The organism is Chryseobacterium luquanense, assembly GCF_026460945.1.
Lineage (GTDB): Bacteria > Bacteroidota > Bacteroidia > Flavobacteriales > Weeksellaceae > Chryseobacterium > Chryseobacterium luquanense.
Genome location: NZ_JAOVZV010000018.1, coordinates 88,161 through 113,806, shown reverse-complemented (window position 1 = coordinate 113,806; position 25,646 = coordinate 88,161). Strand labels below are relative to the sequence as shown.

The window sequence follows — 25,646 nt, the reverse complement described above, 5'->3', positions numbered from 1 at the left end:
AAATAATTATTTAAAAGAAAGAAAATGACATTTGAAACGATACAAACAGAACGTTTATTAATAAAAAAACTTGATTCACAAATAATGAACAAAATTTTTGAGTTGAGTAACGATGACGAAATCAAGAAAATATTAGGTGTTACTGATGAGGAGTTTGTCCGTCAGAAAAAAATTTATCAAAAAGGTTATGAATCTTATAATCAAAAGATGCTGAATTTTCAGATTGTAGAAAAAGAAAGCAACACCATCATCGGAAATTGTGGTTTTCACTCTTGGAATCCGCAACATCATCGTGCAGAAGTGGGTTATGCTTTAAATTCTGATGAGTTTAAAAATAAAGGATTTATGAAAGAAGCTCTTCAAAAAGTGATTGAGTATGGTTTTCAGGAATTGGATCTGAACAGAATTGAAGCATTAATTGACGAAAATAATACGCCTTCAAAAAAACTATTGGATTACTTTGGTTTTACAAAAGAAGGTATTGTTCGTGGACATTATTTGGTTGATGGAGTTTTTGAAGATTCAGTTTTATACTCTTTGCTAAAATCAGAATATAAAAACAGTTGAACAGTTGAACAGTTGATTAAATCTAATTTTTTGAAAACAATCCTATAAAAAAAAACCATTCTGAATTCAGAATGGTTTTTTGTGATTTGGTTATTTAAATTTTTTATAATTTTCTTTAGTTTGGAAGTTTGGTTCCCGAAATTTCAAATGGCATACTTACTCTTTGTCCGCCATCATCCAAATTTACCCATGTTGAGTTTGAAACTACAAATTGCTGTGCATTATTTATTTTGGTTGCATCATGAGGAAACTGAGGATAGAAATGAGTTCCTGTAGAAGTTTTTGATCCCCATTTTATCCAATAAGTACCTGAAGACAAATTAAGATCCGGTGCATTTATTTTCATTTTATAAATTTTTCTGGTCGTATTATCCGCTTGTCCTTGTAATATTCTGTACCATTTTGTTTCCTCAGACGAGGCGTATCGATTTGTGGTTATATCACCGTACACTTTCACAGCTCCTGCAATTGAAGGATCAGAAGAATATATTTCAAAATAAAATTCACTTACCGGAAATGTAGCTCCTGAAAAACCTGTTTGATAGGCATAGAAATAGAAGTTCTGTATATTCCATTTTTCACCCGCAGGAACCTGAAAATCGTCTGCAAGCATACGGTCAGTAATCGTTCCGTTAAGCCCCCAAGTACTTTGAGGCGCTTTTACTTCACTCCATGTATATCCTGCAGGTACAGCAGTTCCTGCAACAGAAGTAGTCCCTGTACTCATCCCCGTCACAGCGCTAAAAGTAAATGCTTCAGGTTGGGGTGCAATTTGTTCATCATCGTCATTGTTACTACAGCTTAAAGCTAAAGTTGCAACAGAAAATAGTGCTAAAAAAAATCTTGCTTTCATAATGTTTAGGTTTTATAAATTATTTGATTACAAAATTACATTTGCAGAAAGCCACATTTTAAAGGAAAAACACCCTTTTTAAAAAGGGTGTTTTCATGTTTTTTCCGATAAATTAGATTGAGTTAGCTTATTTAGCTCTTAATCTTTCTTTAATTGCTTCTATATTTTTCTTTGCAGAATCTTCCAAAATCAAACTTGCACTCATGTGAATTCTTGCTGGCATTAATTCGTTGAAATACTCAGTTCCTTCCCAAGAAACTTTTTTAATTAAAGCTAAAGCATCTTCACTTCTTGAGGAAAGAGTGGTCATAAATTTCTCCAGTTTAGAATCCATTTCTGCAACTGTATCAGAAACCGAATGATAAATATTGTGCTGTTCTGCCCATTCTGCAGACCTGAAATCTGCATCAATTGCCATTGCCGAAAACTGAGATTTCCCAATTTTTCTTTCAACATATGGACCAATTACAAACGGACCGATTCCTAAATTAATTTCCGTTAAAGCCAAAGCAGAATCTTTAGTTGCAAAACAATAATCTGCTCCACAAGCCAATCCTACTCCACCACCGGTTGTTTTTCCCTGAACTCTTACGACAACAATTTTACCGCAATTTCTCATTGCATTTAAAACTTTAGCAAAACCTCCGAAAAATTTTGTAGATGCTTCCAATTCTTCAATAGCTAAAAGTTCATCAAAACTTGCTCCTGCACAGAAAGCTTTTTCACCTTCACTTTTTACAAGAATTGCTTTTACTTCGCTTTTTGCTCCTTCTTCAAGAATAGTTTGAGCCAATTTTTCAAGAATTGCTCCCGGTAGAGCATTGCTTTTTGCAGTTCCGAAAGTTATTTCGGCAATATTGTTTTTAATTTCTGATGTTACGAAATCGCTCATTAGTTGTCTGATATTGATTTAAACAAAAATACTAACAATTGTTCGGTTAAAAAATTTAATGCACAATATTTCTATATTAAAATCTCAATCCTTATAAATACTGATTTTAAAAATAGGTATTTATACTCTATTGCCTTCTACCGGAAATCTGTTATTTTGTAATAGAAGTATTCAAGCTAATTCCCATGAGAACTTTTATTAAATACTAAATGTTTTCAAAAAACGATTCTAGACATAAATGAAAATTCCCCAACAAAGGGGAATTTATTTTTTTAAGAAAGTTTAAACTATTTCCTTCCGTATATTAAAATCCTTTTGAAAGCGTAAATAGCAGGAAACTTTCCAAATTTTTCGACAATACGTTTTTTATATTCAGAGATAAATTTCTCCTGATTATCTTGATCTAATATTTCCAAATATGGAATCAAAGCCGAACCAGAAATAAACTGAAATAGTTTTTCAGCATCATCGGCAATAATCGGATAAACTTTCATGGAGATATTTAAATCTTTCAAACCACCATCAAACATCATTTTTGCATACTCATCCAAACTTAAAACCGGAGAAACTCTGTTCCAACTTTGAAGCTGAGTTTGGTAAGGTTCTTCCGAAGCCATCTGAAATAAAATCTGATTAAGGATATTCTCAGACTGAACCGGCATTTGTACAGCAAACTGTCCGTTTTCATTTAGCAATGAAAGCAGTTTTGGGAATAATTCCTCATGATTATCTGACCATTGTAAAGCAGCGTTACTGAATATCAAATCCCATTTTTCCTCTAAATCATACAACTCTTCAATTGTTTTTTGCTTAAAACTTAGTCTTTCATTTTCAAAACCAGTAGATTTTTCAAGCATCTCTGCGGAAGAATCGATTCCTAAAAAAATGGCATCTGTAAATTTTTCTGATAAAATATGAGTTTGTTCGCCCGTTCCACAGCCGATGTCGATTGCTTTTTTTAAACCATCAGAAGAAATATTTTCAATTAAATCAAAAAACGGTTGATAACGGATGTTTTTAAACTGGTTGTAGATTTCGGGATTCCAAGGCATAAATAAAATTTTATCGGTGAATCAATTATTTTTTAGTGCTAAAATATACTTATCAATATACAAATCTTTTTCTTTGGATTTATATTGCTGAATATATCTCGGATGCTCCAAAACGGTCATTTTATCAAAAAGATTGGCTTCCTGATTTAATTTTGAAATAAATTCCGCATTCTTTTTGCCTAAAATAAAAACTTCCGAAGTATTGAGATTTAAGCTGATGTGTTTCTTCAGAGAATCAATCATAAAATCTTTTACATCTTTGAAAAGCTCTTTGTCATCGTAATAATTTGCATTAATCCAGCTTCCTTTAGATTTTCTTACAATTGCCAAAGGAAAAGGTGAATTGATGTAAATATCTTTGTAGAATTCTTTTACACCACCATAAGATTCAATCATATCATATACGAAAACCGAAGAAATTTCGTGCGTGTAAGCAAATTGCATTTTAATTCCGCAAACGCTTTCCATACGTTTTGTATCGGTAAACGGAACTCCTGTAACACCTGCTCCGTGACGGCTTGGATTAATTCCAATCAAAAATTTGCGCTGATTTGAATCATTATAATATTTATGATAAAACTTTTCCATGACAATCATCGTTTCAGGATTGTCTAAATATGGATTTAAAACCTGAAAATCACTAGGAAGATTTCCATCATATTTTAAATTTTGATTGAATGCGACAACTTGATCAGCGAAAGTTTTATTCATATATTATTCTACATCTTCTTCGTCACCTTCTTCACTTAGAGCCAATTCAATATCAATAAACTGAATATATAGCCCACAAATATTTTCATTAGCATCATATCCAAAATATACAGGATATTCCCCATCCCCAAAACCACTTGCAAACATCGGAATCTGATAAGTCGTGTTTGGTACTTTCCAATTGATCCAATCTCCTGCATCTCTCTGGTTGTTTGGATTGTCTTTATAGCTTTGTGCAAAAAGTTCAGCAAAATAATCATCGTAAAGATTATCAACATCAGTTTCATCCACAAATTTATCTACGAAAGGAAGAACTTCTGAATCAGTGATACAACCCAAACCTGCATCTACTCCGAAACCAAAAAAATCATCTTCAGTTACGTCTTCCAACTCCTCGATTCCTACTAAAGCTTCTCTGTAAATAATAGGTTTTTCTTTGGTAAATTCAACTTTTACAACGGCATATCGGTCGCCCCAATCTTCGGATTTCACAACAGCAATTGTAACAGGAAAATTCCCTTTCGGAGCCTGAACAAAATAAGGAGATTGATTGGCGTTCAGAGAAACCAACGGATCTCTTACCACCACTTTTCCTGAAGGAAGAGAAACGTCTCCTATTTCCATGACTTCCATTTTCTCTCCAGCAATTTCTTCAGAAGTAAAATAAGATTCTAAATCTGTTGGACAAATAAGAATATCTTTTACCTCTTCGTATTTCTGCTGCCAATTTTTTTCCATGATAAATATTTTGAATTGATTTTAAGTTTGAAAATAAGGAATAAAAATCATAAGGTGAAATACAAAAAGCAGTTTAACAAAAGATTATAAAAAAAACAGTGCAACAAAATTGTTACACTGCTCAATTGGTATACTTTTATTAATTTAAATCAATCCAAACTGCTCAAAATGATGTGTAAAGTGCTTTCTCTGGAAAAGCTCCATCATCTCTTTATTTAAATGCCCGAATCGTGGATTATAATGTTCTGCAAAAGGATTTTCCTTGAAATAGACCGTAAACTCTTTTAGCGTTTCTATTAACTGCGTTTTAGCGGCATCCAGATTTTTATGTTTATTCTGAGGAACTTCGCCTTCTTTCCATAAAGGATATTGCGCTCCCGGACGGATCTTTTTATCTGTGTACAGCCAATCCTGAAGTTTTTCTAATTTTTCTTCCGGAATTCCATCAAAATCCTGTGGCTTCAAATCACCAAAACCGTTTCTTAGAACTTCTTCCAAATGTTCAACCATCAATTGCGGGGTGAAATCTCCAAAAATAGGTTGCGTTTTTTCGGTCAGTGCATTTAGTTTTTTCTGAATATTCTGAACTTTAAAATCGATAAATGGAGAATGTTTTGCCACCAACGTTAAAATTGTCGCTACACAAACCACCTCATTTCTTTGGTTTACTACTTCAACCAACCATTTTACAACGCCTGAAGGAATATTTCTTCCTTTCACACCTCGGTTGATTTTTTCTTTTGCCGTTAAATAAACGGTAATCGTATCTCCTGCATAAACCGGTTTGAAGAACGAACAGTTTTCCAATCCGTAATTGGCGATAACAGGACCTTTTTTACCTGAAACAAACAATCCGGCGGCTGCAGAAAGGATAAAATATCCGTGGGCAACGGTTTTATCGAAAATCGTTCCTGATAAACTTGTCGCATCTGTATGTGCGTAGAAATGATCCCACGAAACATTGGAGAAGTTCACAATATCTGCATCCGTAACCGTTCTTCCTGCTGTTTCCAGAGAATCCCCAACCTCAACTTCCTCAAAGTACTTTTGGAAAGGATGTTTGTCTGAATATTTTTTCTCAGCGCCTTGCTGATACACTTTTGTAATCGCCGTCAAAATATCCGGTGAACCCTGAATGGCCGTTTTTTGAAGGAAGAAATGAAGACCGTTCAGTCCGCCCATTTCCTCGCCACCACCAGCTCTTCCCGGACCACCGTGCATCAAAGTCGGAAGCGGAGATCCGTGACCTGTACTCTCTTTTGCATTGTCTCTGTTTAATACGAAAATTCTTCCGTGCTGAGAAGCCATTTTCCATGACGTTTCGGCTACAAATTTTTCATCGTAAGAAACGATTGAACCTACCAAACTTCCTTTTCCTCTTTTAGCCAAAGCAGCCGCTTCATCCGCATCTTTGTAAGGCATCAGCGTAGAAACCGGACCGAAAGCTTCGACATCGTGAGAGATATTTTTGGTAAACGGAGAGTCATTCAAGAACAGTTTCGGAGACATAAATGCGCCATTGTCATAATCTGCATCTACCAACTCATGCTTTCCGTCATAAATCAGTTCGTTTTCAGTTTTTAGAATGTCTACTTTTCTTAAAACCTCGTCATACTGCTGTTTGCCAACCAAAGAACCCATTCTTGTTTCTCTGCTTAGCGGGTTTCCGATTTTTGTCTGGTCTAAAGCTTTTGACAGAGCATTTTGGACATCACCAATTAAGTTTTCAGGAACCAAAATTCTTCTGATTGCTGTACATTTCTGTCCGGCTTTAGTCGTCATTTCGGTACGAACTTCTTTGATGAACAAATCAAATTCCGGCGTTCCCGGTTTTGCATCCAATCCAAGGATTGAACAGTTCAGAGAATCGGCTTCCATGTTGAAACGAACGGAATTTCCTGAAACGGATGGTAAAGATTTTAATTTTCTACCCGTCGCAGCAGAACCTGTGAACAATACGGAATCGCCATCCTGAACATAATCCAGAATATTTCCCGGCTCACCGCAAACCAGTTGCAGCGCACCTTCCGGAAGAACGCCACTTTCAATCATATCCTGAAAAACAGCGTTCGTTAAATAAGAACCGTAAGGCGAAGGCTTCACAATGCTTGGAACACCAGCCAATAAAGAGGTCGACAGTTTTTCCAACATTCCCCAAACAGGAAAATTGTATGCATTGATTTGTACAGAAACTCCTTCACTCGGTGTCAATATATGAGTTCCGAGAAAAGTTCCGTTAGCAGAAATTTTCTGAGTTTCCCCATCTACCCAAAACGGTGTATTCGGAAGCATTCTTTTTGCCAATCCTGAATACGTGAAAAATGTTCCAAAACCACCTTCAATATCAACCCATGAATCTGCGTGAGTTGCACCGGTTTTATAGGATAAATCGTAATATTTTTTCTTTCTTTCCAAAAGACACAGTGCTACTTTTTTCAACATTTCCCCACGATCGTAAAATGTCATGGATGAAAGATTTTTATAGCCGACTGTTCTTCCGAAATCGAGAGCCTGTTCAAAATTCAGTCCTTCTGTATCTGAAATGGCAACCTGCTCTCCCGTCACAGCGTTGTACAAAGGAATTCCGTTTCCGGTGCCTTCCACCCATTCGCCGTGGATATAGTTTTTTAATTTTTCCATAAAATATTTTATATTTTAGTTCAACAATGTATCAGTTTAACAGTTTAGCAATTCTTAGAAAAATTTAAATTATTAGATTTTCACATTGTTATATTGTTACATTTATTTAGGTTCCTGATACGGAAACAGTTTCACCAATCCCTCATACAGACTTCTGTGAAGAATTGTTGCGTGATTATCTGTTTCCATCATTTTATATTCTATCTTCCAGTTTTTCTTATTTGATTTTTTCAGGATATCATATAAATCTTCCGCGTCCTTAACCATCACTTTGTGTTCGCCTTTTCCGACAGAAATGTAAACAAATTTCCTGGTATCGTTACTTTTCGCTAATAATTGCGGTGCCAGTTTCAAAAGACTTTCATCATCCCACCACAAACTCGGACTGATAATAAAATAATTATTAAACATTTCAGGTTTTTTCAGCAGAATTTCTGTTGCTAAAAGTCCACCCAAAGACTGTCCAAATAGATAAGTGTCAGTAGTTTTAAACTGATTTTCGATGTAAGGTTTAAGTTCTTTCTCAAGAAAATTGATGAATTTATCTGAATGTCCGGTAGTAGGATAATCTTTCTGTAAATCCTTTAAATCCGTATGAAAAGTGAAGTCTCTTTTTCTGTCGACATTTGCAATTCCAACCACAATCGTTTCCGGCATTGAATACATCTGATTAAAGAACTGCACTAACCCTGTTACGTGAATAAAATCTTCATTTATACTTCCATCCAAAAGATAAATGATCGGATAGGATTTTGTTTTGTCAAAATTCTGCGGAAGATAAATATTTAGCGCTCTTTCTTCTTTTAAGATTTCAGATTTTAGTGTTCTGATTTCCCCAATCGTCAATGGTTTTACAGTTCCATTCTGGGCAGAAACCGTGAATTGGAATGTAAATAAAATGGCGGCGAAAAAAAGGAATTTTTTAATCATTTCTTATTCTGAAATTTAATTCTTTATTAGTAATACTTTGTTTAAACCTAACGGGTTTTAAAAACCCGTTAGGTTTGGCTGCGGTTTATCAACAGCTATTCTATATTCAAGAATTTCTTCCAAAACCTCATAGGTTTTAAAAACCTATGAGGTTTGAGTTTGACGCTTTTTATTCTTTTGTCAAAAAATCATACTCAACGTTAGACTTATGATATTCAACAAAATCTTTTATTGTATCAAAATATTGCATCATCTCTTTTCTTTCAATTTTACTTTCCTTGTGGAAGTTGATGTATGAAAGATAAGATGAGTATTTCCAAACATCAATAACTTCAACAAATCCATGACTGACAGGGTTATTGTGAATATAATGAAATAATTTCTTTAAGTATTTTTCATCATCTACTCTTTTACGTTTTAAATAATCAAGAAAAAGAGCTCCTTTTCTACTGTATTTTTTGTTGTACGCTTTTGCATAGCCATTTAAAAAGTTGCTGAACTGCTTCATCAAATATTTATGTTCATCATTATCTGGAATTGATTTTAAATTTTTAAACCTTAAAAGTAGATGAAAATGATTTGGCATTAAACAATATGCATATATTTCAGCTATTGGAGCAATATATTTTAAAAGCTTATCTAAAAAATACCTGTAGTTTTCATTCTCCCGAAAAATCAAATCTTTTCCATTACCATGCGTGTAGACATGATAAACGTATCCTAATTCAAAACTTTCTTTATTTGACATTTCTTCATTCGTTTTTATTCAAACCTCATAGGTTTTTGAAACCTATGAGGTTTATCAGGATAAGTCAAATCACTTCACATCATCCCAAATCCCATAATCAACAACCTTCGTAGGAATTTGCTGAACATATTCCGTAAAAGGTTCACACAGTTGAATCGCATCCTTCCCTTCTCTCGCCAAGTCCTGATACAATTTTGTTCCTTCCGTTTTCCATTTGATCATTTCGTCAGAAACATCACGGATAATTTTTGCCGGACTTCCAACGATCAATTTTCTCGCATCACATCTGAAATTTGCCGGAACAAAAGCCAGCGCACCAATTATGCATTCATCACCGATTACGGCTTTGTCCATGACAACAGCATTCATTCCAACCAGACAGTTTCTACCGATATGTCCAGAATGAATAATCGCTCCGTGACCGATGTGTGCGGATTCTTCCAAAATAGTTTCAATTCCCGGAAAAACGTGAAGTGTACAGTTTTCCTGAACATTCGCACCGTCTTTCACAATAATTTTACCCCAGTCGCCACGAATCACCGCATTGGGACCGACATAAACCTCTTCGCCGATTTCCACATTTCCAATAATCACCGCCTGCGGATGAACGTAAGCAGATGGTTTGATGATGGGGCGAATTCCGTGATATGAGTAGATATTCATTAATTTTTAATTAAAATTTAAATCTAACAATGTATCAATGTACCAGTTTACCAATCAAAATACTTCGAATAATGGTAGATCGGTAGATTGTTATATTAATACATTGCTATTTTGTTACATTATTGAAAAAGTTATACTTTTTCAATCACCATTGCATACCCTTGTCCGACACCGATACAAAGCGTACACAACGCATATTTTTTATTTTGTTTCTGAAGTTCCAAAGCTGCAGAACCGATAATTCTTGCTCCGGAAACTCCAAGTGGATGCCCAATGGCAATTGCGCCTCCATTTGGATTTACTCTTGAATCATCATCTTTTAAACCTAAACTTCTCGTTACAGCCAAAGACTGCGAAGCAAAAGCTTCGTTTAATTCGATAATATCCATGTCTTCCAATGAAAGATTTAGCCTTTTCAACAATTTCTGAGTCGCTTCAACCGGACCGATTCCCATAATTCTTGGTTCAACGCCGGCAACGGATGATCCTAAGATTTTCGCCTTCGGTTTTAAGTCATATTTTTTTACAGCTTCTTCGCTTGCTAAAATTAAAGCTGCTGCTCCGTCGTTCATTCCAGAAGCGTTTCCAGCCGTTACTGTTCCGCCCTCTTTTCTGAAAGCGGGAAGAAGTTTTCCTAATCCTTCCATTGAAGAGGTTGGTTTGATAAATTCGTCTGTATCAAAAATTTTCGGTTCGCCTTTTCTTTGTGGAATTTCAACTTTTACAATTTCTTCTGCCAATCTTCCGCTTTCCTGAGCTTTAGTCGCTTTTTGTTGAGACCAAAGGGCAAATTTATCCTGATCTTCACGGCTGATGTTGTGCATTTCTGCCAAATTTTCAGCGGTGTCTCCCATCGTGTCTACACCGTACATTTCTTTCATTTTGGGATTCACAAATCTCCATCCGAAAGTCGTGTCAAACATCTGGCTGTCTCTTCCAAAAGCGGTACTTGGTTTTGACATTACATAAGGCGAGCGCGTCATGTGCTCAACGCCACCTGCAATGTAAATTTCGCCTTCTCCGGAAGCGATCGAACGGAATGCATTCGCGATCGCCGACATTCCTGAAGCGCATAATCTGTTTACGGTTTCTCCTCCGATTTTATACGGAAGTCCGGCCAGTAAAAGTCCCATTCTTGCTACGTTTCTGTTATCTTCACCAGCCTGATTAGCACATCCGAAAATAACATCCTCAATTTCCTCAACAGGAACTTCAGGATTTCTTGCAACGATTTCTTTAAGAACGATTGCCGCCAAATCATCGGCTCTAACTTCTGAAAGACCACCGGATAATTTTGAAATTGGTGTTCTGATGTAATCTATGATGTATACGTTGTTCATTTTAATTAGATTTTAGATGATAGATTTCAGACAACAGACATTTTCAAATCTAATATCTGACATCTGATGTATTTTACCTTATTTATAATTCCGTTATTTTTTTTCCTATTTTATAAACCGTTCCGACAAATTTCGCAATCAATTCTTGATTTTGATTGGTAATTTTAATGTCATAAACAGCAGTTTTTCTGGTGTCATTTACTAAAATGCTTTCTGCTCTGAAAGTGTCACCTTCTTTTCCTGCTTTGGTAAAATTAATAATGCAGTTTAAAGCAACTGCCGCATCGCCGGTATTGTTTGACGAAAATGCTAACGCAGAATCCGCAAAAGCGAAGGTTACACCTCCGTGAACGGTTTTTAACCCATTAATCATTTCCTTCTTGATGGGCATTTCTATTAAACAATAATTTTCTTTGACTTCAATCATTTTGATATTCATCCATTGGGAAAAATAATCCTGATCAAACATATATTTTGCAACCTGTCTTGGATTCATTTTTAATTTATGCTTGTTATTTTATACGTAGATATTTATTGTTTTTATAGATCATATATAATCGTGCATTCTTCATAAATATTTTTGCTTACGAATCATTGCGATTTTTTCATATAATTCATCAGCCAATTTGTCGTAAATGCTCATGGTTTTGCCAAGAATTATCTGTTCGTTTGAAAGATTTCCTGAGTTTGATGGGTTTTCGGTTGGATAAGGAGCATTTAAATCAATACCACTTTCATTCGCTAATCTCTTAATCAGCTCTTTATATTTTTCATTAAATCTTCCTAATAAATCAAGCTTTTCCTTATAATCATCTATTGAAGAAAGTTCCTGAATTATATATTCTTTTTCAATGAGAAGCCTTGTTTCTAACTCGGCTCTGAATCCCTCTATATCCATTATATTAATTTGAAATGAAATAAATTTGAAAATTTGAAATTGGAAATCTGTGTTAATCAATTTTCAAATTAGCACATTTTCAAATTGTCTAATTCAATTTGCGAAGCAACGGGCTTTGTCTGTATCTCTCTTCCTGATATTCTTCGTAAAGATTTTGTAGGGTTTCAGAGATTTTTTTATATCCTATTTCTTTTCCCCAAGCCAGCAATCCTTTTGGATAATTGACACCTTTCTGCATGGCTAATTCCAAATCTTCATCATTCGCAATGCCTAATCTTTTGGCTTCAACTGCATCATTGATCAACATTGAAACAATTCTTAAAAATATTTGCTGATACAATGCTTCGTCTTTCGTTGGTTCAGTTTTTACAGCTCCGTCAGCATAATCATAGAATCCTTTTCCGGTTTTTCTGCCGTGAAGTTTAGCTTCAGACATTCTCTGCTGAAGAAGAGATGGCTTGTATTTCGGATCGTAGAAATACTCGTTGTAAACTGTTTTTGTTACGGAGAAATTCACATCAACACCAATTAAATCCATCAGCTCAAAAGGTCCCATTTTGAAGTTTCCTATAGTTTTCATTGCGTCATCAACCTGTTCTACCGTTGCGATGTTTTCTTCAACAATTCTCAAACCTTCTCCATAAAAAGGACGGGCGATTCTGTTGACGATAAACCCAGGAATATCTTTGGCAATCACAGGAACTTTACCCCAATCTTTCATGAGGCTGTACATTTTTTCGGCTAAAGATTTTTCGGTAAGTAAAGATGGAATGATTTCAACCAAAGGCATCAAGGGAGCCGGATTGAAAAAGTGAATTCCGATGAAACGCTCCTGTTTTTGCAGTTCTGCACCGAGTGATGTGATGGAAATGGACGATGTATTAGAAGCAATCACACAGTTTTCAGAAACATGTTTCTCTAATTCTGTGAAAACTTTTGTTTTGATTTCTTTATTTTCGATAATGGCTTCGATGACGAGTTCGCAATCTTTGAAGTCCTTCAGTTCTGTAGCGATGGAAATATTAGATAAAATTTCAACCATTTTTTCAGATGAAATCTTCTGCTTGTCCACCAATCTGGTCAGTGTTTTTTCCAAACCTACGGTTGCCGTTTCTACCTGTTTTGCGTTGGCGTCATAGACCCAAACTTTGCATCCGTTGGTTGCGGCTACTTGTGCGATGCCAATTCCCATCGTTCCGGCACCGATTATTCCTACGTTTTTCATTATTTATAGATGTTAGAAGCCAGAAGTTAGAAGTTAGATTTTGTAAACTAATTTCTAACCTCTAATTTCTAAATTCTATAATATTATTTTCCTTTATATTCAGGTTTTCTTTTTTGTAAAAAGGCCTGTACACCTTCTCTGAAATCTTCTGTTTCTGCGGCTTCCTGTTGCAAATCGCCTTCCAATTCCAATTGATCTTTCAATGAATTATTATAAGAAGCGGCAAAGGCTTTTTTGGTTAATTTTAAACCAACGGTCGGCATATTCGAAACTTTTTCTAAAATTTCCATTGATTTTGAATTAAATTCTTCCTCAGTGAAAACTTCAGCTACCAAACCGTAAGCTTTTGATTCTTCAGCCGATAATTTTTTGCCTGTAAATGCTAAATAATTCGCCAATTGTCTTCCTAATAATTTAGGTAAGAAATACGTTCCGCCAGTATCAGGAATCAATCCGATATTAGAGAATGCCTGTGAAAAATATGCTTTATCATTCGCCAAAACGAAGTCGCAAATCAATGCCAACATGGCACCGGCTCCAACAGCAGGACCGTTAACTAAAGCAACTACAGGTTTTTTGCAACGGGTAATTTCAAGTACCAAAGGATTGTAATAATCTGTTACGATTCTTCTGATAATATCATCATCATGATGATCGTTTCCCTGAACGAAAGCATCATCTAAATTCTGACCGGAACAGAATGCTCTTCCTCTTCCTGAAATGGCTACACATCTTACTGTGGGATCATCACTGCATTCTTTTACAAAATCTTTTAAATCTGCTAACGAAGGCTTGGTTAAAGCATTCATCGTATCAGGTTGATTGAGGTAAGCGATTTTTAATTTTCCGCCAAAATGCGATTCAATATCGAGTTGTGTGTACATAGTTTTAATTTTTATGATTAATGTAAATTTACGTATAAAAATGTAGCAATGCACCAGTTTACCAGTATAACAATATTTATTGCATTTAAAATTGTTACATTCTTACATTGCTAGATGTTACATTAATTTAGTGGCATTTAAAATAATCAAACGGCTCCAGACAGTCTAAACATTGGTACGAAGCCTTACACAAAGTAGACCCGAATCTGCTGATCTGTTTTGAATTCATCGAGCCGCAACGAGGACATTTTTTTGGTTTCCCGATATGGTTTTCGTCGGCTCCTTTTTCGGGAGGTGTAATTCCGTAAACACGGAGTTTTTCTCTCGCTTCATCCGTCAACCAGTCTGTCGTCCAGATTGGAAACATTTTGGTAGCGACTTTAGCGTCCCAACCGTTTTCCTTCATGATCTTAATGATGTCTTCCTCAATGGTAAACATAGCGGGACAGGCAGAATAAGTCGGCGTAATCGTCACTTCGCAAGAATTTTCGCTTGTAACTTTAGCTTCTCTTACAATACCCAATTCCACGATATTGATCACCGGAATTTCCGGATCGGGAACTAATTCTAATATTTCTAAAGGATTTTTCAATCTCTTACTATTTTTTTTCTACTCAACATTAAAAGAACAATTAAAACAATATCGGTAATAATCAATATTTTCATTTGTTCTATATCCTTACATAAATTTACTCCGGTTACATATGAAACACAATCACCAGGGTTATTGGTTTCATATTTTAAACTGACTTTTGTATTGATTACTCCAAAATAAAAAACAGGAATTAAAATAATTAAAACAATAATCAATAATTTAAAGTAACGTCCCTTCATTTATAAAAATTTAAACGCAAAGTGCGCAAAGATTTTTTTGACTACTAACTGTTTTAAGTTCGCAAAGGCGTTTCACTTAGCCAAGTCAACAAAGTATAATTTCAATCGCAGTTCAAATTGTTAAATTGATGAACTGCTAAATTGTTACATCAAAAAATCTACCATGTACATCCCGGATATGCTCTCTGCATATACTGCAATTCACAAAGGATAAATCCAAAGTATTCCGTGTGATAACCTGTTCTTGATTTTGGCTGCATAAACGGATTGGCAGGATATTCTAAACCGAAATCTGCAAAATCTTTGGTGGTAATTGATACAAAATCTTCATACAAAGCATCAACATTCGGAGCGATGTTTAAAGCAATTAAATCATCTTCGCCTTCTGTTTTTGCAAATAAACCTTTGGTGTATTCCCAGATATTTTCGATGGATCTTTCCAGACGCATTTTGCTTTCTTCAGTTCCATGTCCGAAAATTTTCATCCATGACGCAGCGTGCGTGTAATGATATCTAACTTCTTTCAGAGATTTCTGAGCGATAGCCGAAAGTTCTTCGTTCGTTGAATTCGACAAAGCTTCATACATCAACTTTTGATACACTGCGAAAACATACACTTTCAAAATGGTCTGAGCATAATCTTCGTTGGGAAGTTCTGTCCAATGTGCGTTTACATATTCATGTTCATATCTTAAAAATGCCAAATCGTCTTCACTTTTACCATTATCAGCCACTCTTGAAGCGTAAACATAAAAGTTGTTTGCCTGACCAAGTTCGTCCAAAGCAATGTTTGTTAATGCAATATCTTCCTCTAAATAAGGACCTTCACCGCACCATGCAGACAATCTTTGTCCCATGATGAAACTGTCGTCTGCAAACTTTAATAAATAATTGAATAGTGCGCTCATTACATATTTTTTACATCGTTAGGAATATCGTAGAACGTCGGGTGACGGTACAATTTATCATCAGCCGGATCAAAGAAAGCTTCTTTGTCGATTCCTTCTGAGGTCACGATATATTTACTTGGAACTACCCAAACAGAAGTTCCTTCTTTTCTTCTTGTATAAACGTCTCTTGCGTTCTGCAAAGCCATTTCTGCTGTTGGCGCCTGTACAATTCCAACGTGTTTGTGAGATAATCCTGGTTTAGTCTGAATAAACACTTCCCACATATCTAAATTTGCCATAATAAAATTTGAAAATTTGAAAATTAGTTAATTTGAAAATTGATTAAGTGTCGTAAATGAAAATTTGAGAATAATAAACTCGTTTAGGTCATTTTCAAATTTTCAAATTAGCACATTTTCAAATTATATTACTTTTTGTTGTTTCTCCGCAAAAGCTTTCGCCGCTTCTTTTACCCAAAGGTTTTCCTGCTGCGCTTTTACTTTGGTCTGCAGTCTTTTTTTGTTTGCAGGGCCGTTTCCTTTTAAGATTTCCATGAATTCATCCCATGGAAGTTCTCCGAAATCATAATGTTGTCTTTCCTCGTTCCATTTTAAATCTTTATCCGGAACAGTTAAGCCTAAAAATTCAGCCTGAGAAACAGTAACGTCGATAAATCTCTGACGAAGACTGTCGTTGCTCTCTCTTTTGACTCTGTAGTTCATAGAGATTTTAGAGTTGGGCGAACTGTCGTCATTCGGGCCAAACATCATTAGAGCCGGCCACCAGAAACGGTTTAGTGAAGCCTGAGCCATTTCTTTCTGCTGTTTTGTTCCACGGCAAAGTGCCATTAAAATCTCGTAACCCTGTCTTTGGTGGAAAGATTCTTCTTTACAGATTTTCACCATGGCTCTTGAATAAGGACCATAAGAATTTCCCATCAACATTACCTGATTCATGATTGCTGCACCGTCAACCAACCAACCGATCGCTCCGATATCTGCCCAGCTTAATGTTGGATAATTAAAAATACTTGAGTATTTCGCTTTTCCTTCCAACATATCTTCGTAAGTCGCATCTCTGTCAGCTCTGATGGTTCCGTTTCCTAAAGTTTCAGTTGCAGAATAAAGATATAAACCGTGACCTGCTTCATCCTGAACTTTAGCTAAAAGAGCCATTTTTCTTCTCAAAGAAGGTGCTCTGGAAACCCAGTTGGCTTCCGGCAACATCCCGACAATCTCAGAATGCGCATGCTGTGAAATCTGACGAACCAATAATTTTCTGTAATCATCGGGCATTACATCTTTTGGTTCTACTTTATTTTCGTCGTGTACGTATTGTACGAATTTTTCTAAGTCCATATCAATTTTTGTATTAAAGTAAAATGTCGGCTGTACAATGTACTTTTTACATTATACAATGTTACATTTTACAAAAAATTAAACATCATAATTTAGCATCACCACATTCGTTGTCGGGTGACACTGGCAAGTCAGAACAAAACCTCTGGCTACTTCGTCTTCGGTCAATGCGAAATTTTTCTCCATGAAAACTTCTCCTTCGAGAACTTCCGCTTTACACGTACAGCAAACTCCTCCTTTGCAGGCAAAAGGCACTGGAAGATTGTCTTTCAATGCTTTATCTAAGATACTCTCTTTTTTTGAATTCAAATGGAACGAATATTCATCATCATCGATAATCACCGTTACCATACTTTCAATATTGGCAATGGCCTTGAATTCATCGCTCATTTCCGCAGAATCTTCTTCGTCCGGAGCCGAGAAATATTCAAACAAAACCTGAATTGCCGGAACTTTTTTATCTTTCTTTAAATAATCAGAAATCCCTTTAATCATCTCCGAAGGCCCACAAATAAAATAAGTAGCTTCCTTCACGTCGATATCGGTATATCTTTCAAATAAATGATCCAGTTTTTCAGGAGAAATTCTTCCCTCAAAAATCGGGTCGGCGTGTTTTTCACGGCTTACCAGATAAACCACTTTCAGTCTACCGTTGAACTGCTCTACCAACTTATCAATCTCAGCTTTTTTCATCACATGATTCATGCTTCTGTTGCTGTAGAAAAGATACGCGTTGGAATTCGGTTCCTGGTAAAGACTTTCCTTCAAATTAGAAAGAATCGGACTGATTCCGCTTCCTGCAGCCAATCCAACGTAGATTTTTGTGTTGGTCGGATGATAAGAAGTATTAAAACCGCCCATCGGAGGCATCACTTCCAAAACCTCATCCATGTGAAGATGCTCATTGAAATATCCGGAAACTCTTCCGCCTTCCAAAAGCTTTACTAAAACTTCAAGTGTGTTGCTTTTTTCGCTCGGCGCATTGCAGATAGAATAAGAACGGCGCTCTTCATTGCCGTTAACCATTAATTTAAAATTCAGATACTGCCCCTGTTTGAACCTGAACTTATCCTTCAGCTCCTCAGGAATTTCCAATGCTACATTCACTGCGTCATTGGTATCTTTCTGAACTTTTACAGTTTTTAATTTATAAAATGAATTCATTTTGTCTTTAGTATTCTGTTAATTTTTCCACCTTCGCATTTCGGTAAGCTATCCTGAGCGTGAATTTTCACTTTCGTGGTAATTCCTACCCTCCTTTTTATTTCGTTTTCGATGCTTTTTCCAAAATTTCCTGCGAAAATAAGATATTCATCTGAATTTATATTTAAATTTTCTGAGGTCACCAATTCATCATCAATTTCAACGTCAATATCGAGTGCCACACACATTTGTTCTTTCTCAATCGGAGTCAGATAATAATTCGGAACCACACCTTTTACATGAGAAAAAGCTTCTTCAATCTGACTTGGGTAAACATTTACGCCTCGTACAATCAGCATATCATCGGCTCTGCCCAGAATCGGTTTCATTTTAACCATGGTTCTTTTGGCATTTTCGTCATAGTACAGACTTGTAATATCATTCGTCCAGTAACGGAGAAGCGGCATCGCTTTTTTAGTTAAAGTAGTGATCACCAACACACCTTCTTCGCCGTAAGGAAGCGGTTCTCTGGTAACCGGATCTAAAATTTCAGGATAAAAATGATCTTCCCAAATGTAAGAGCCTCCTTTCTCCTCAAAATCTTCCATCGAAACTCCTGGACCAATAATTTCACTTAAACCATAAATATTGGTTGCATGTACGCCCAGCCTTTCTTCGATGTGATGTCTGATGATTTCCGTCCACGGTTCTGAACCTAAAACGGCATATTTTAAACTGATTTCATCTGCTGAGATTCCTCTTTTTGCAAACTCATCAGCGATGGTTAATGCGTAAGAAGGCGAACAGCAAAGAACCTCCGGCTGAAAATCGATAATGAGATCAACCTGTCTTGAAGTCATTCCTCCCGAAATCGGAAGAACGCTCATTCCTAATTTTTCTGCACCATAATGAAGTCCGAGTCCACCTGTGAAAATTCCGTAGCCATAAGCGTTATGTAACTGCATTCCCGGTTTGGCTCCGGCGGCATTTAATGATCTCGCCACCACTTCACTGAAAAGATCAACGTCTTCTTCAGTATAGCCAACGACTGTCGGTTTTCCTGTTGTTCCGCTTGAACAGTGAATTCTTTGCAGTTCATTTTTTGGAACGGTAAACAATCCGAACGGATAATTGTCTCTTAAATCCTGTTTATAGGTTATAGGAAGTTTTGAAATATCTTCAATTGTCCTTATTTCCCCAGTTGATATTCCTAATTCATCAAACTTTCCTTTATAAAAATCTGATTTCTGCTCAAGGTAACCCACCAAATTCACCAGTCTTTCCGACTGGAGCTGTCTCAATTGGTCGAGCTGTAAGTATTCAACTGAAAAATCCGCACCCATAACTAACTAACATTTGTTAGGTAAAATTAAAAAGAAAATTTCATTTAACAAAAAAAACGCTGATATTTATCATATTTTGAATTATTCTAAATAGCATTGATTATGATCTCATTATTCAATTCTTGAATATTGCATTGTTTCGAATTTAAATAGTAAAGGTCTTAAACTAACTCAAACTTAATTGCAGCAGGTTCAGCTATAATTTAGAAGTTCAATATTTCTATATTTTTAATTAATCGGAAGACCTTAATTTTTTAAAAAAACATAAAAATCAATAATTTAATTTGAAAACGAAATGATTACAAAAAAATCTGTAAAATTGGTAAACTATTCTGTAATTTATATAAGTCATATTTCTGAAAAAGTCCCGATTTTTGCATAAAGAAGAATAATTTAAAATTAAAAAATGAACACATACTCAGTAAAAGCTTACGGTACGGAATCTAAGGAAGCCGACTTAAAAGAAATGAATATCGAAAGAAGAGAAGCAACACCAAAAGACGTAGAAATAGAAATTCTATTTTGTGGTGTTTGTCACTCAGATCTTCACACGGCAAGAAACGATTGGGGCGGAACAAAATATCCTGCTGTACCCGGACACGAAATTGTTGGGAGAATCACCAAAGTAGGAAGCGAAGTTTCTAAATTCAAAGTTGGAGATTTAGCAGGAGTTGGTTGTATTGTAGATTCTTGCGGAACGTGTGAAAGCTGCAAACAAGATCTTGAACAATACTGCCAGACAGGATTTGTAGGAACTTATAACGGTAAAGATGAGCATTTGGGAGGGCACACTTTCGGTGGATATTCTCAGAAAGTTGTTGTAGATGCTAATCACGTGTTGAGAATTCCAGAAAACTTAGATTTGGCAGCCGTTGCACCCCTTCTTTGTGCCGGAATTACAACCTGGTCGCCGTTAAGACACTGGAACGTTGGACCAAATTCTAAAGTTGCTGTTGTTGGTTTAGGTGGTTTGGGACACATGGCGATTAAACTTGCTAAAGGTTTGGGTGCTGAAGTTACTTTATTCTCAAGAACTCCTGGAAAAACTGAAGACGCAAAAAAATTAGGAGCCGATCACGTTGTAATTTCTACAGATAATTCTCAAATGGATTCTGTAAAAGGAAAATTTGATTTAATTATCGACACCGTTCCTTACGATCATGATGTAAATCCTTACATCTCGACTTTAAATATCAATGGAACTCATGTTTTGGTGGGATATTTAGGTGATCTGGAAAATATTATCAATACTGTTCCGATGATTATGGGAAGAAAATCTGTGGCAGGATCTGTGATCGGTGGTATTGCCGAAACTCAGGAAATGCTTGATTTCTGTGGAGAACACAACATCGTTTCCGAAATTGAAATCATCAAAATGCAGGAAATCAACGAGGCTTACGAAAGAATGCTGAAAAGCGATGTGAGATATCGTTTTGTGATTGATATGCAGTCTCTGTAATTTTCAATTCTAATTTATAAATTAAGACTCTTCATTTTTTGGAGAGTCTTTTTTTGTGAAGAATTTAAGTGTCTTTTTAGGTTTTGGCTTAAGCCTTAATTAATTGGAATACATTAATAATGAGCTAAAGCCCCTCCTATTGATAATGTAAGTGAGAAATACATTTATAAATTTGAAGTGATTTTCAGAATGTATTTTAACTACCCCGTCTTTTTGCTTTCGCAAAAATCCACCCCTCCAGAGAAGGGGAATTGTAATTCTTATAATTTATCTCTCTCCATTTCTTTGAAAGCCCATTCTGCCATTGCATGAATAACGGGAATTAAACCTTTCCCTGATTCGCTTAAGTTATATGTTACGTGAGGTGGAACGACAGATTTTGCAGTTCTTATTACTAATCCATCGTTTTCTAATTGTTTTAAATGCTGGATGAGCATTTTTTCTGTCACAGCAGGAATTGCACGCTTTAATTCACTATATCTTTTATCTCGGTTTGAAAGATGATATAAAATAATAGGCTTCCAAAATCCACCGATTTTTTCCATCACGTAGGTAACCGGACAAAGATCGAGTGCATATTTTTTATTCTGCTGAATGGTAGAGCTTTCTTTAATGGCTGTCATGTTACATACTTTAGGGTAAGTACTTGTATAAAAGTAAGTACAAATATACCTTTGTTCTCAGAAATAACAACAAAAAAAATATTTACTTATGAAAATTATTATTACAGGTTCTTTAGGGAACGTTGCAAAACCATTAGCCCAGCAATTAATTAAAGAAGGCCACAAAATCACAGTTGTCAGCAGTAATGATTCTAAGAGAAATGAAATTGAAAATTTGGGCGCAAAACCAGCAATTGGTTCTATCACAGATTTAGATTTTTTAATTAAAACATTTGAAGGAGCAGATGCCGCATTTCTAATGACGCCTCCCAATATGGGTGGAATTAATATTGTAGAAAATACAATCAATGCAGGTAAAAATTATGCCGAAGCAATTAAACAAAGTGGTGTTAAGAAAGTTGTAATGTTAAGCAGTATCGGAGTAGAATCTCCTATTGAAAACGGACCAATAAAAAGTCTACACTTCATTGAAAAATTCTACAATGAATTGGAAAATAAGTCTGTAACTTTTTTAAGAGCTGGATATTTTTATCTGAATTTCTTAAATGATATTCCATTAATTAAAAATGCCGGAATTATCGGAGCTAATTTCCCTGAAACAGCAATCATTCCATTAGTTCATCCCACTGAAATTGCGAAAGCTGCGGCAAAAGAATTGGTTAAAAATTCGGAAGGCAAAAATGTTGAATATATTGTAAGTGACATTCGTCCTGCTTCAGATTTTGCTAAAGTTTTTGGAAATGCGATTGGAAAACCAGAACTTCCGTGGGTAGAATTTAAAGATGAAGATTCTTTAAACGGAATGCTCCAAGCAGGACTTCCACAAGATATGGCAGAATTATATACCGAAATGGGATTAGGAATAAGAAAAGGTGTAGTTCAGAAAGATTTTATTGAGCATGGTTCTGTTGTGAATGGAAAGGTTAAGTTGGAGGATTTTGCAAAAGAATTTGCTAGTAAATTTAATTCTTAATTTATTTCTTTTGTTTTCTTTTCTCTTGAACCATTTTCGGCGAGCCTTTGGCTCGCCGAAAATGGTTACTGCAATATCAATTTTGTTGATAGGATTTTATTCTATCCTTTGTTAGGTCGTACCGTTGGTACTTTTATTTTTTTAAAGTTTCTTTTAGTATTTTCAGCTTTCCGTCGATTTTGTTTTCCAATTTTAAACCTAAAATCTTAGCGACCAACGGATAAACATTGATATTAGAAAATTCATCGATGATCAGATTATTTTTAAACTCAGATCCCCATGCAAAAAATGTAGCTTTCATTTCGGGAACCCATTTTGGATCATACCCATGTTTTCCTAAAGAGGTTTTTTGGTCTTTTTCTAAAAATACTTTTGGAGCTTTCGGAATCAGAAGAATCTGCCCTATCCTATTGTATTGATCATCTCTCGTGGCAAAATGAAGATATTTAGGCAATTTTTTATCTAAATAAACTTCATAACCATTCGTCTTATTTGCTTTTAGCTCTTTAAAAACAGTTTTTACTTCCACAGGATTTTTCACATAAACTCTCAAAAGAGTCTGCGAATTATAAAAATCAAATCTTTTTTTATCAAAAAGCATCGCAGGAATTTCTAAAGGATTTCCACCGTCAACCTGAATCATCCCGTGATCTGAAACGAAGATGAAATTCACATTTTTTAAACCTAAATCATTTACTTTCTGAACCAATTCACCGATTGCATTATCAACCAGATGAACTGCTTTTTCGGTTTCTTTTGTATCCGGTCCGAAATGATGCCCGCTTCCATCAACTTCCGGAAAATACATTGAAATAAAATGTGGTCTTTGATCTTCAGGAAGTTTTAACCAATTGACAACCTTATCCACTTTTTCTAAAGGTGTAAATTTTTCGTGATAGGGATAATAATAGGTTGGCCTTTTTCCACCAGCTTCACTAGCAGAACCTACCCACTGTATGGATGCGCTGATCATTCCTTGTTTTTCAGCTAACGTCCAAAGTGGAGTTCCGCCGTACCAGCTTCCATCTTCTACAATTTCTTTTTTGTTCATGGCGTAGTTCTTCTTCAATTTGTAATCATAAAAAAAATTATCTACCAAACCATGATGAGCAGGATATAATCCGGTCATCAAACTCCAGTGATTTGGAAAAGTGATGCTTGGATAACTCGGAATCATGGCTTTAGCCTGAATTCCCTGACCTGAATATTTTAAAAGATTTTGGGCATTGTATTTTTTAGCATAATCATATCTAAAACCGTCTGCGGAAATCATAATCACGTAAGGTTTTGACTTTGCTTCAGCATTATTGTATCGATTAGGAATTATGATTTGGGCGGTATCAACTGTTCCTTTTTGAGCAAAGATTGTAAGTGAAACAATTATCATTAAAAATGCCAATATCTTCTTCATTGTAAAAATTTTTGCAAAGGTAAGTTCTAATAGTGACAGCTGAAAAAATCAAGAATTAAAAAAGAATTAAGTTATTACAAATTATAATATCGTTTAAATTAAAAATTTAGCCCAGTTACGGTAACCCGTAAAAAAAATCAGCGGCGTTTATTTAGTTTAGCAAAGACATTTAAATAGCTTTCTACTTAACCGTAGTTTGTCTGAGAAGCGTTTATATTTATTGATTAAAATCAAATATGAGTCAAATAATTTTATGATCAAATAGGATATTGCTATAAATAAAAAAAACGTTAAGGTTTTTACAAATGAAAACGGAATTAATATATATCAGAATAAAGTCTATGGAAAAGAAATTAGATATTGTAGAAAAATCGAATAAAACTCTTCCAATTATTGTTGGAATTTTAGGAGTGTTGTATGGAATTAGTCCGGTGGATGCTATTCCAGATGTTATTCCTATTGCTGGTTGGGTGGATGATTTAGGAGTAACTGGTGGAGCTATATTACATGTTATACAAGCATTTACTAACGATACTAATACATCCTTAGCAAAAATAATAGGTATCTTAAAATGGATGCTGTGGATTTTGGGAGGTATATTAATTTTAGTATTAGGATTATTGGGAATTACTATTTATAATTTATTTAAATAATATTTTAAAATCAAAAAAAGCCACTTTTCAGTGGCTTTCAATTATTCTTTAATCAATTGTTGATAAGCTGTAGAACCGTCTTTTAATGTAATTCCAAAATAATAATTTCCAGATTTTAAATCAGAAACACTGATATTTTCTCCTTCCATTTTTACTGATTTTACTTTTCTTCCTGTAGATTCATAAATATCAACGGATTTTATTCTATCTGCATTTTTAAAACTAACCGTTTCCTTTGCAGGATTTGGATATAGAGAAACTTTTTTGTTTTCTAATGCTAAATCGCTTGTTCCTAAAGATGCCGATCTCGTCAACATTGCATATCCGCGATTGCTACCTCCATGATAATTATTTGCTAAAGTAGTATTTGGTCCTTTTGCAAAGAAAATATTGACAGTGCTATTGGTATTTGTAAAAGCTGTATCTCCACTTCCTCCTGCAAGAGTTCTTGTAGCAACAATTGTTCTCGTTCCTGAAGCTACGGTATTAGAAGTAACCGTCCAATCCTGTGTTGTATCTGCATTTGGTGTAGAACCTACCCCCGCAAAAGTATAGTCTAAATTTGTATTGGTTGTAGAAAGTGAATTATAAATAAATCCATCCACACCGCTTCCCATTCCTCCTGAAGAACCTGTTCCGCCAAATCCGATTCCTAAATAAGAAGTATCTGCACCGGTAAGAGTTAAGGTTGCCAAAGTTGCAGAAGTATCTAATTTTACAGTCATTCCGGTAGATCCGAGATTCACTGTTCCTGTTGTAAACTGTGCCATTGCAAAATTTGCAAATACCACGCTTAAAGCTAATAAAACTTTTTTCAT

Annotated in this window: 28 protein-coding genes; 4 read left to right on the top strand and 24 right to left on the bottom strand. The window is 35.3% G+C overall.

What is annotated here, in order from left to right; translation table 11 throughout:
* Positions 1–24: 24 nt before the first annotated feature.
* Positions 25–567, top strand: coding sequence for a GNAT family N-acetyltransferase (locus OEA66_RS16025; RefSeq protein WP_267282322.1), 543 nt, complete (start codon positions 25–27; stop codon positions 565–567).
* Positions 568–682: 115 nt separating this feature from the next.
* Here the strand turns inward: OEA66_RS16025 and OEA66_RS16020 are convergent, their stop codons facing one another.
* The 21 genes from OEA66_RS16020 to OEA66_RS15920 form a co-directional block, all read right to left on the bottom strand.
* Positions 683–1,420: a hypothetical protein gene (locus OEA66_RS16020; RefSeq protein WP_267282321.1), complete on the bottom strand. Its 738-nt coding sequence runs from the start codon at positions 1,418–1,420 to the stop codon at positions 683–685.
* A 127-nt stretch (positions 1,421–1,547) separates the two neighbouring features.
* Positions 1,548–2,312, bottom strand: a complete 765-nt coding sequence (locus tag OEA66_RS16015; RefSeq protein WP_267282320.1) for an enoyl-CoA hydratase/isomerase family protein — start codon at positions 2,310–2,312, stop codon at positions 1,548–1,550.
* A 287-nt stretch (positions 2,313–2,599) separates the two neighbouring features.
* Positions 2,600–3,364 (bottom strand): methyltransferase domain-containing protein, encoded by a 765-nt coding sequence (locus OEA66_RS16010; RefSeq protein ID WP_267282319.1) that lies wholly within the window; start codon positions 3,362–3,364, stop codon positions 2,600–2,602.
* Positions 3,365–3,385: 21 nt separating this feature from the next.
* A complete protein-coding gene (locus OEA66_RS16005) occupies positions 3,386–4,075 on the bottom strand; it encodes an SMUG2 DNA glycosylase family protein (RefSeq protein ID WP_267282318.1) in 690 nt (229 codons plus the stop codon).
* A 3-nt stretch (positions 4,076–4,078) separates the two neighbouring features.
* Positions 4,079–4,813, bottom strand: coding sequence for a DUF4241 domain-containing protein (locus OEA66_RS16000; protein WP_267282317.1), 735 nt, complete (start codon positions 4,811–4,813; stop codon positions 4,079–4,081).
* A gap of 144 nt (positions 4,814–4,957) precedes the next feature.
* A complete protein-coding gene (gene paaZ / locus OEA66_RS15995; RefSeq protein ID WP_267282316.1) occupies positions 4,958–7,453 on the bottom strand; it encodes a phenylacetic acid degradation bifunctional protein PaaZ in 2,496 nt (831 codons plus the stop codon).
* Between the two features lie 102 nt (positions 7,454–7,555).
* A complete protein-coding gene (locus OEA66_RS15990) occupies positions 7,556–8,383 on the bottom strand; it encodes an alpha/beta hydrolase (RefSeq protein ID WP_267282315.1) in 828 nt (275 codons plus the stop codon).
* A gap of 169 nt (positions 8,384–8,552) precedes the next feature.
* The gene (locus tag OEA66_RS15985; protein ID WP_267282314.1) at positions 8,553–9,131 is read right to left on the bottom strand and encodes a transposase; all 579 of its coding nucleotides are present in this window, start codon (positions 9,129–9,131) and stop codon (positions 8,553–8,555) included.
* Between the two features lie 69 nt (positions 9,132–9,200).
* The gene (locus OEA66_RS15980) at positions 9,201–9,794 is read right to left on the bottom strand and encodes an acyltransferase (RefSeq protein ID WP_267282313.1); all 594 of its coding nucleotides are present in this window, start codon (positions 9,792–9,794) and stop codon (positions 9,201–9,203) included.
* A gap of 131 nt (positions 9,795–9,925) precedes the next feature.
* A complete protein-coding gene (pcaF, locus tag OEA66_RS15975; RefSeq protein ID WP_267282312.1) occupies positions 9,926–11,134 on the bottom strand; it encodes a 3-oxoadipyl-CoA thiolase in 1,209 nt (402 codons plus the stop codon).
* 82 nt (positions 11,135–11,216) lie between these two features.
* Positions 11,217–11,630, bottom strand: coding sequence for a PaaI family thioesterase (locus OEA66_RS15970; protein ID WP_267282311.1), 414 nt, complete (start codon positions 11,628–11,630; stop codon positions 11,217–11,219).
* Between the two features lie 72 nt (positions 11,631–11,702).
* Positions 11,703–12,032, bottom strand: a complete 330-nt coding sequence (locus OEA66_RS15965) for a hypothetical protein (RefSeq protein ID WP_267282310.1) — start codon at positions 12,030–12,032, stop codon at positions 11,703–11,705.
* A gap of 88 nt (positions 12,033–12,120) precedes the next feature.
* Positions 12,121–13,257, bottom strand: coding sequence for a 3-hydroxyacyl-CoA dehydrogenase NAD-binding domain-containing protein (locus OEA66_RS15960; RefSeq protein WP_267282309.1), 1,137 nt, complete (start codon positions 13,255–13,257; stop codon positions 12,121–12,123).
* A gap of 83 nt (positions 13,258–13,340) precedes the next feature.
* Positions 13,341–14,141, bottom strand: a complete 801-nt coding sequence (locus tag OEA66_RS15955; protein ID WP_267282308.1) for an enoyl-CoA hydratase/isomerase family protein — start codon at positions 14,139–14,141, stop codon at positions 13,341–13,343.
* A gap of 127 nt (positions 14,142–14,268) precedes the next feature.
* The gene (gene paaD, locus OEA66_RS15950; RefSeq protein WP_267282307.1) at positions 14,269–14,733 is read right to left on the bottom strand and encodes a 1,2-phenylacetyl-CoA epoxidase subunit PaaD; all 465 of its coding nucleotides are present in this window, start codon (positions 14,731–14,733) and stop codon (positions 14,269–14,271) included.
* The gene (locus tag OEA66_RS15945) at positions 14,730–14,975 is read right to left on the bottom strand and encodes a hypothetical protein (RefSeq protein WP_267282306.1); all 246 of its coding nucleotides are present in this window, start codon (positions 14,973–14,975) and stop codon (positions 14,730–14,732) included. The genes paaD and OEA66_RS15945 overlap by 4 nt, the downstream gene beginning before the upstream one ends.
* 158 nt (positions 14,976–15,133) lie before the next feature.
* Entirely contained in the window at positions 15,134–15,883 is a 750-nt protein-coding gene (gene paaC / locus OEA66_RS15940) for a 1,2-phenylacetyl-CoA epoxidase subunit PaaC (RefSeq protein WP_267282305.1), read from the bottom strand.
* A complete protein-coding gene (gene paaB / locus OEA66_RS15935) occupies positions 15,883–16,164 on the bottom strand; it encodes a 1,2-phenylacetyl-CoA epoxidase subunit PaaB (RefSeq protein WP_034679196.1) in 282 nt (93 codons plus the stop codon). The genes paaC and paaB overlap by 1 nt, the downstream gene beginning before the upstream one ends.
* 123 nt (positions 16,165–16,287) lie before the next feature.
* The gene (gene paaA, locus OEA66_RS15930) at positions 16,288–17,223 is read right to left on the bottom strand and encodes a 1,2-phenylacetyl-CoA epoxidase subunit PaaA (RefSeq protein ID WP_267282304.1); all 936 of its coding nucleotides are present in this window, start codon (positions 17,221–17,223) and stop codon (positions 16,288–16,290) included.
* Positions 17,224–17,301: 78 nt separating this feature from the next.
* Positions 17,302–18,387 carry a 2Fe-2S iron-sulfur cluster-binding protein gene (locus OEA66_RS15925; RefSeq protein ID WP_267282303.1) on the bottom strand — a complete coding sequence of 362 codons (1,086 nt, stop codon included), beginning with the start codon at positions 18,385–18,387 and terminating at the stop codon, positions 17,302–17,304.
* The gene (locus OEA66_RS15920) at positions 18,384–19,709 is read right to left on the bottom strand and encodes a phenylacetate--CoA ligase family protein (protein ID WP_267282302.1); all 1,326 of its coding nucleotides are present in this window, start codon (positions 19,707–19,709) and stop codon (positions 18,384–18,386) included. The genes OEA66_RS15925 and OEA66_RS15920 overlap by 4 nt, the downstream gene beginning before the upstream one ends.
* 406 nt (positions 19,710–20,115) lie before the next feature.
* On the opposite strand from OEA66_RS15920, the gene OEA66_RS15915 reads away from it, so the two are divergent.
* A complete protein-coding gene (locus OEA66_RS15915; RefSeq protein ID WP_267282301.1) occupies positions 20,116–21,168 on the top strand; it encodes an NAD(P)-dependent alcohol dehydrogenase in 1,053 nt (350 codons plus the stop codon).
* Between the two features lie 260 nt (positions 21,169–21,428).
* Here OEA66_RS15915 and OEA66_RS15910 read toward each other — a convergent pair whose 3' ends face one another.
* Positions 21,429–21,791 (bottom strand): winged helix-turn-helix transcriptional regulator, encoded by a 363-nt coding sequence (locus OEA66_RS15910; protein ID WP_267282300.1) that lies wholly within the window; start codon positions 21,789–21,791, stop codon positions 21,429–21,431.
* 88 nt (positions 21,792–21,879) lie between these two features.
* Here OEA66_RS15910 and OEA66_RS15905 point away from each other — a divergent pair, with 88 nt between their 5' ends.
* Entirely contained in the window at positions 21,880–22,764 is an 885-nt protein-coding gene (locus tag OEA66_RS15905; RefSeq protein ID WP_267282299.1) for an NmrA family NAD(P)-binding protein, read from the top strand.
* A gap of 133 nt (positions 22,765–22,897) precedes the next feature.
* Here the strand turns inward: OEA66_RS15905 and OEA66_RS15900 are convergent, their stop codons facing one another.
* Entirely contained in the window at positions 22,898–24,175 is a 1,278-nt protein-coding gene (locus tag OEA66_RS15900; RefSeq protein WP_267282298.1) for an alkaline phosphatase family protein, read from the bottom strand.
* Positions 24,176–24,516: 341 nt separating this feature from the next.
* On the opposite strand from OEA66_RS15900, the gene OEA66_RS15895 reads away from it, so the two are divergent.
* Positions 24,517–24,828 (top strand): YkvA family protein, encoded by a 312-nt coding sequence (locus OEA66_RS15895; protein WP_267282297.1) that lies wholly within the window; start codon positions 24,517–24,519, stop codon positions 24,826–24,828.
* A gap of 41 nt (positions 24,829–24,869) precedes the next feature.
* Here OEA66_RS15895 and OEA66_RS15890 read toward each other — a convergent pair whose 3' ends face one another.
* A complete protein-coding gene (locus OEA66_RS15890) occupies positions 24,870–25,646 on the bottom strand; it encodes a T9SS type A sorting domain-containing protein (RefSeq protein ID WP_267282296.1) in 777 nt (258 codons plus the stop codon).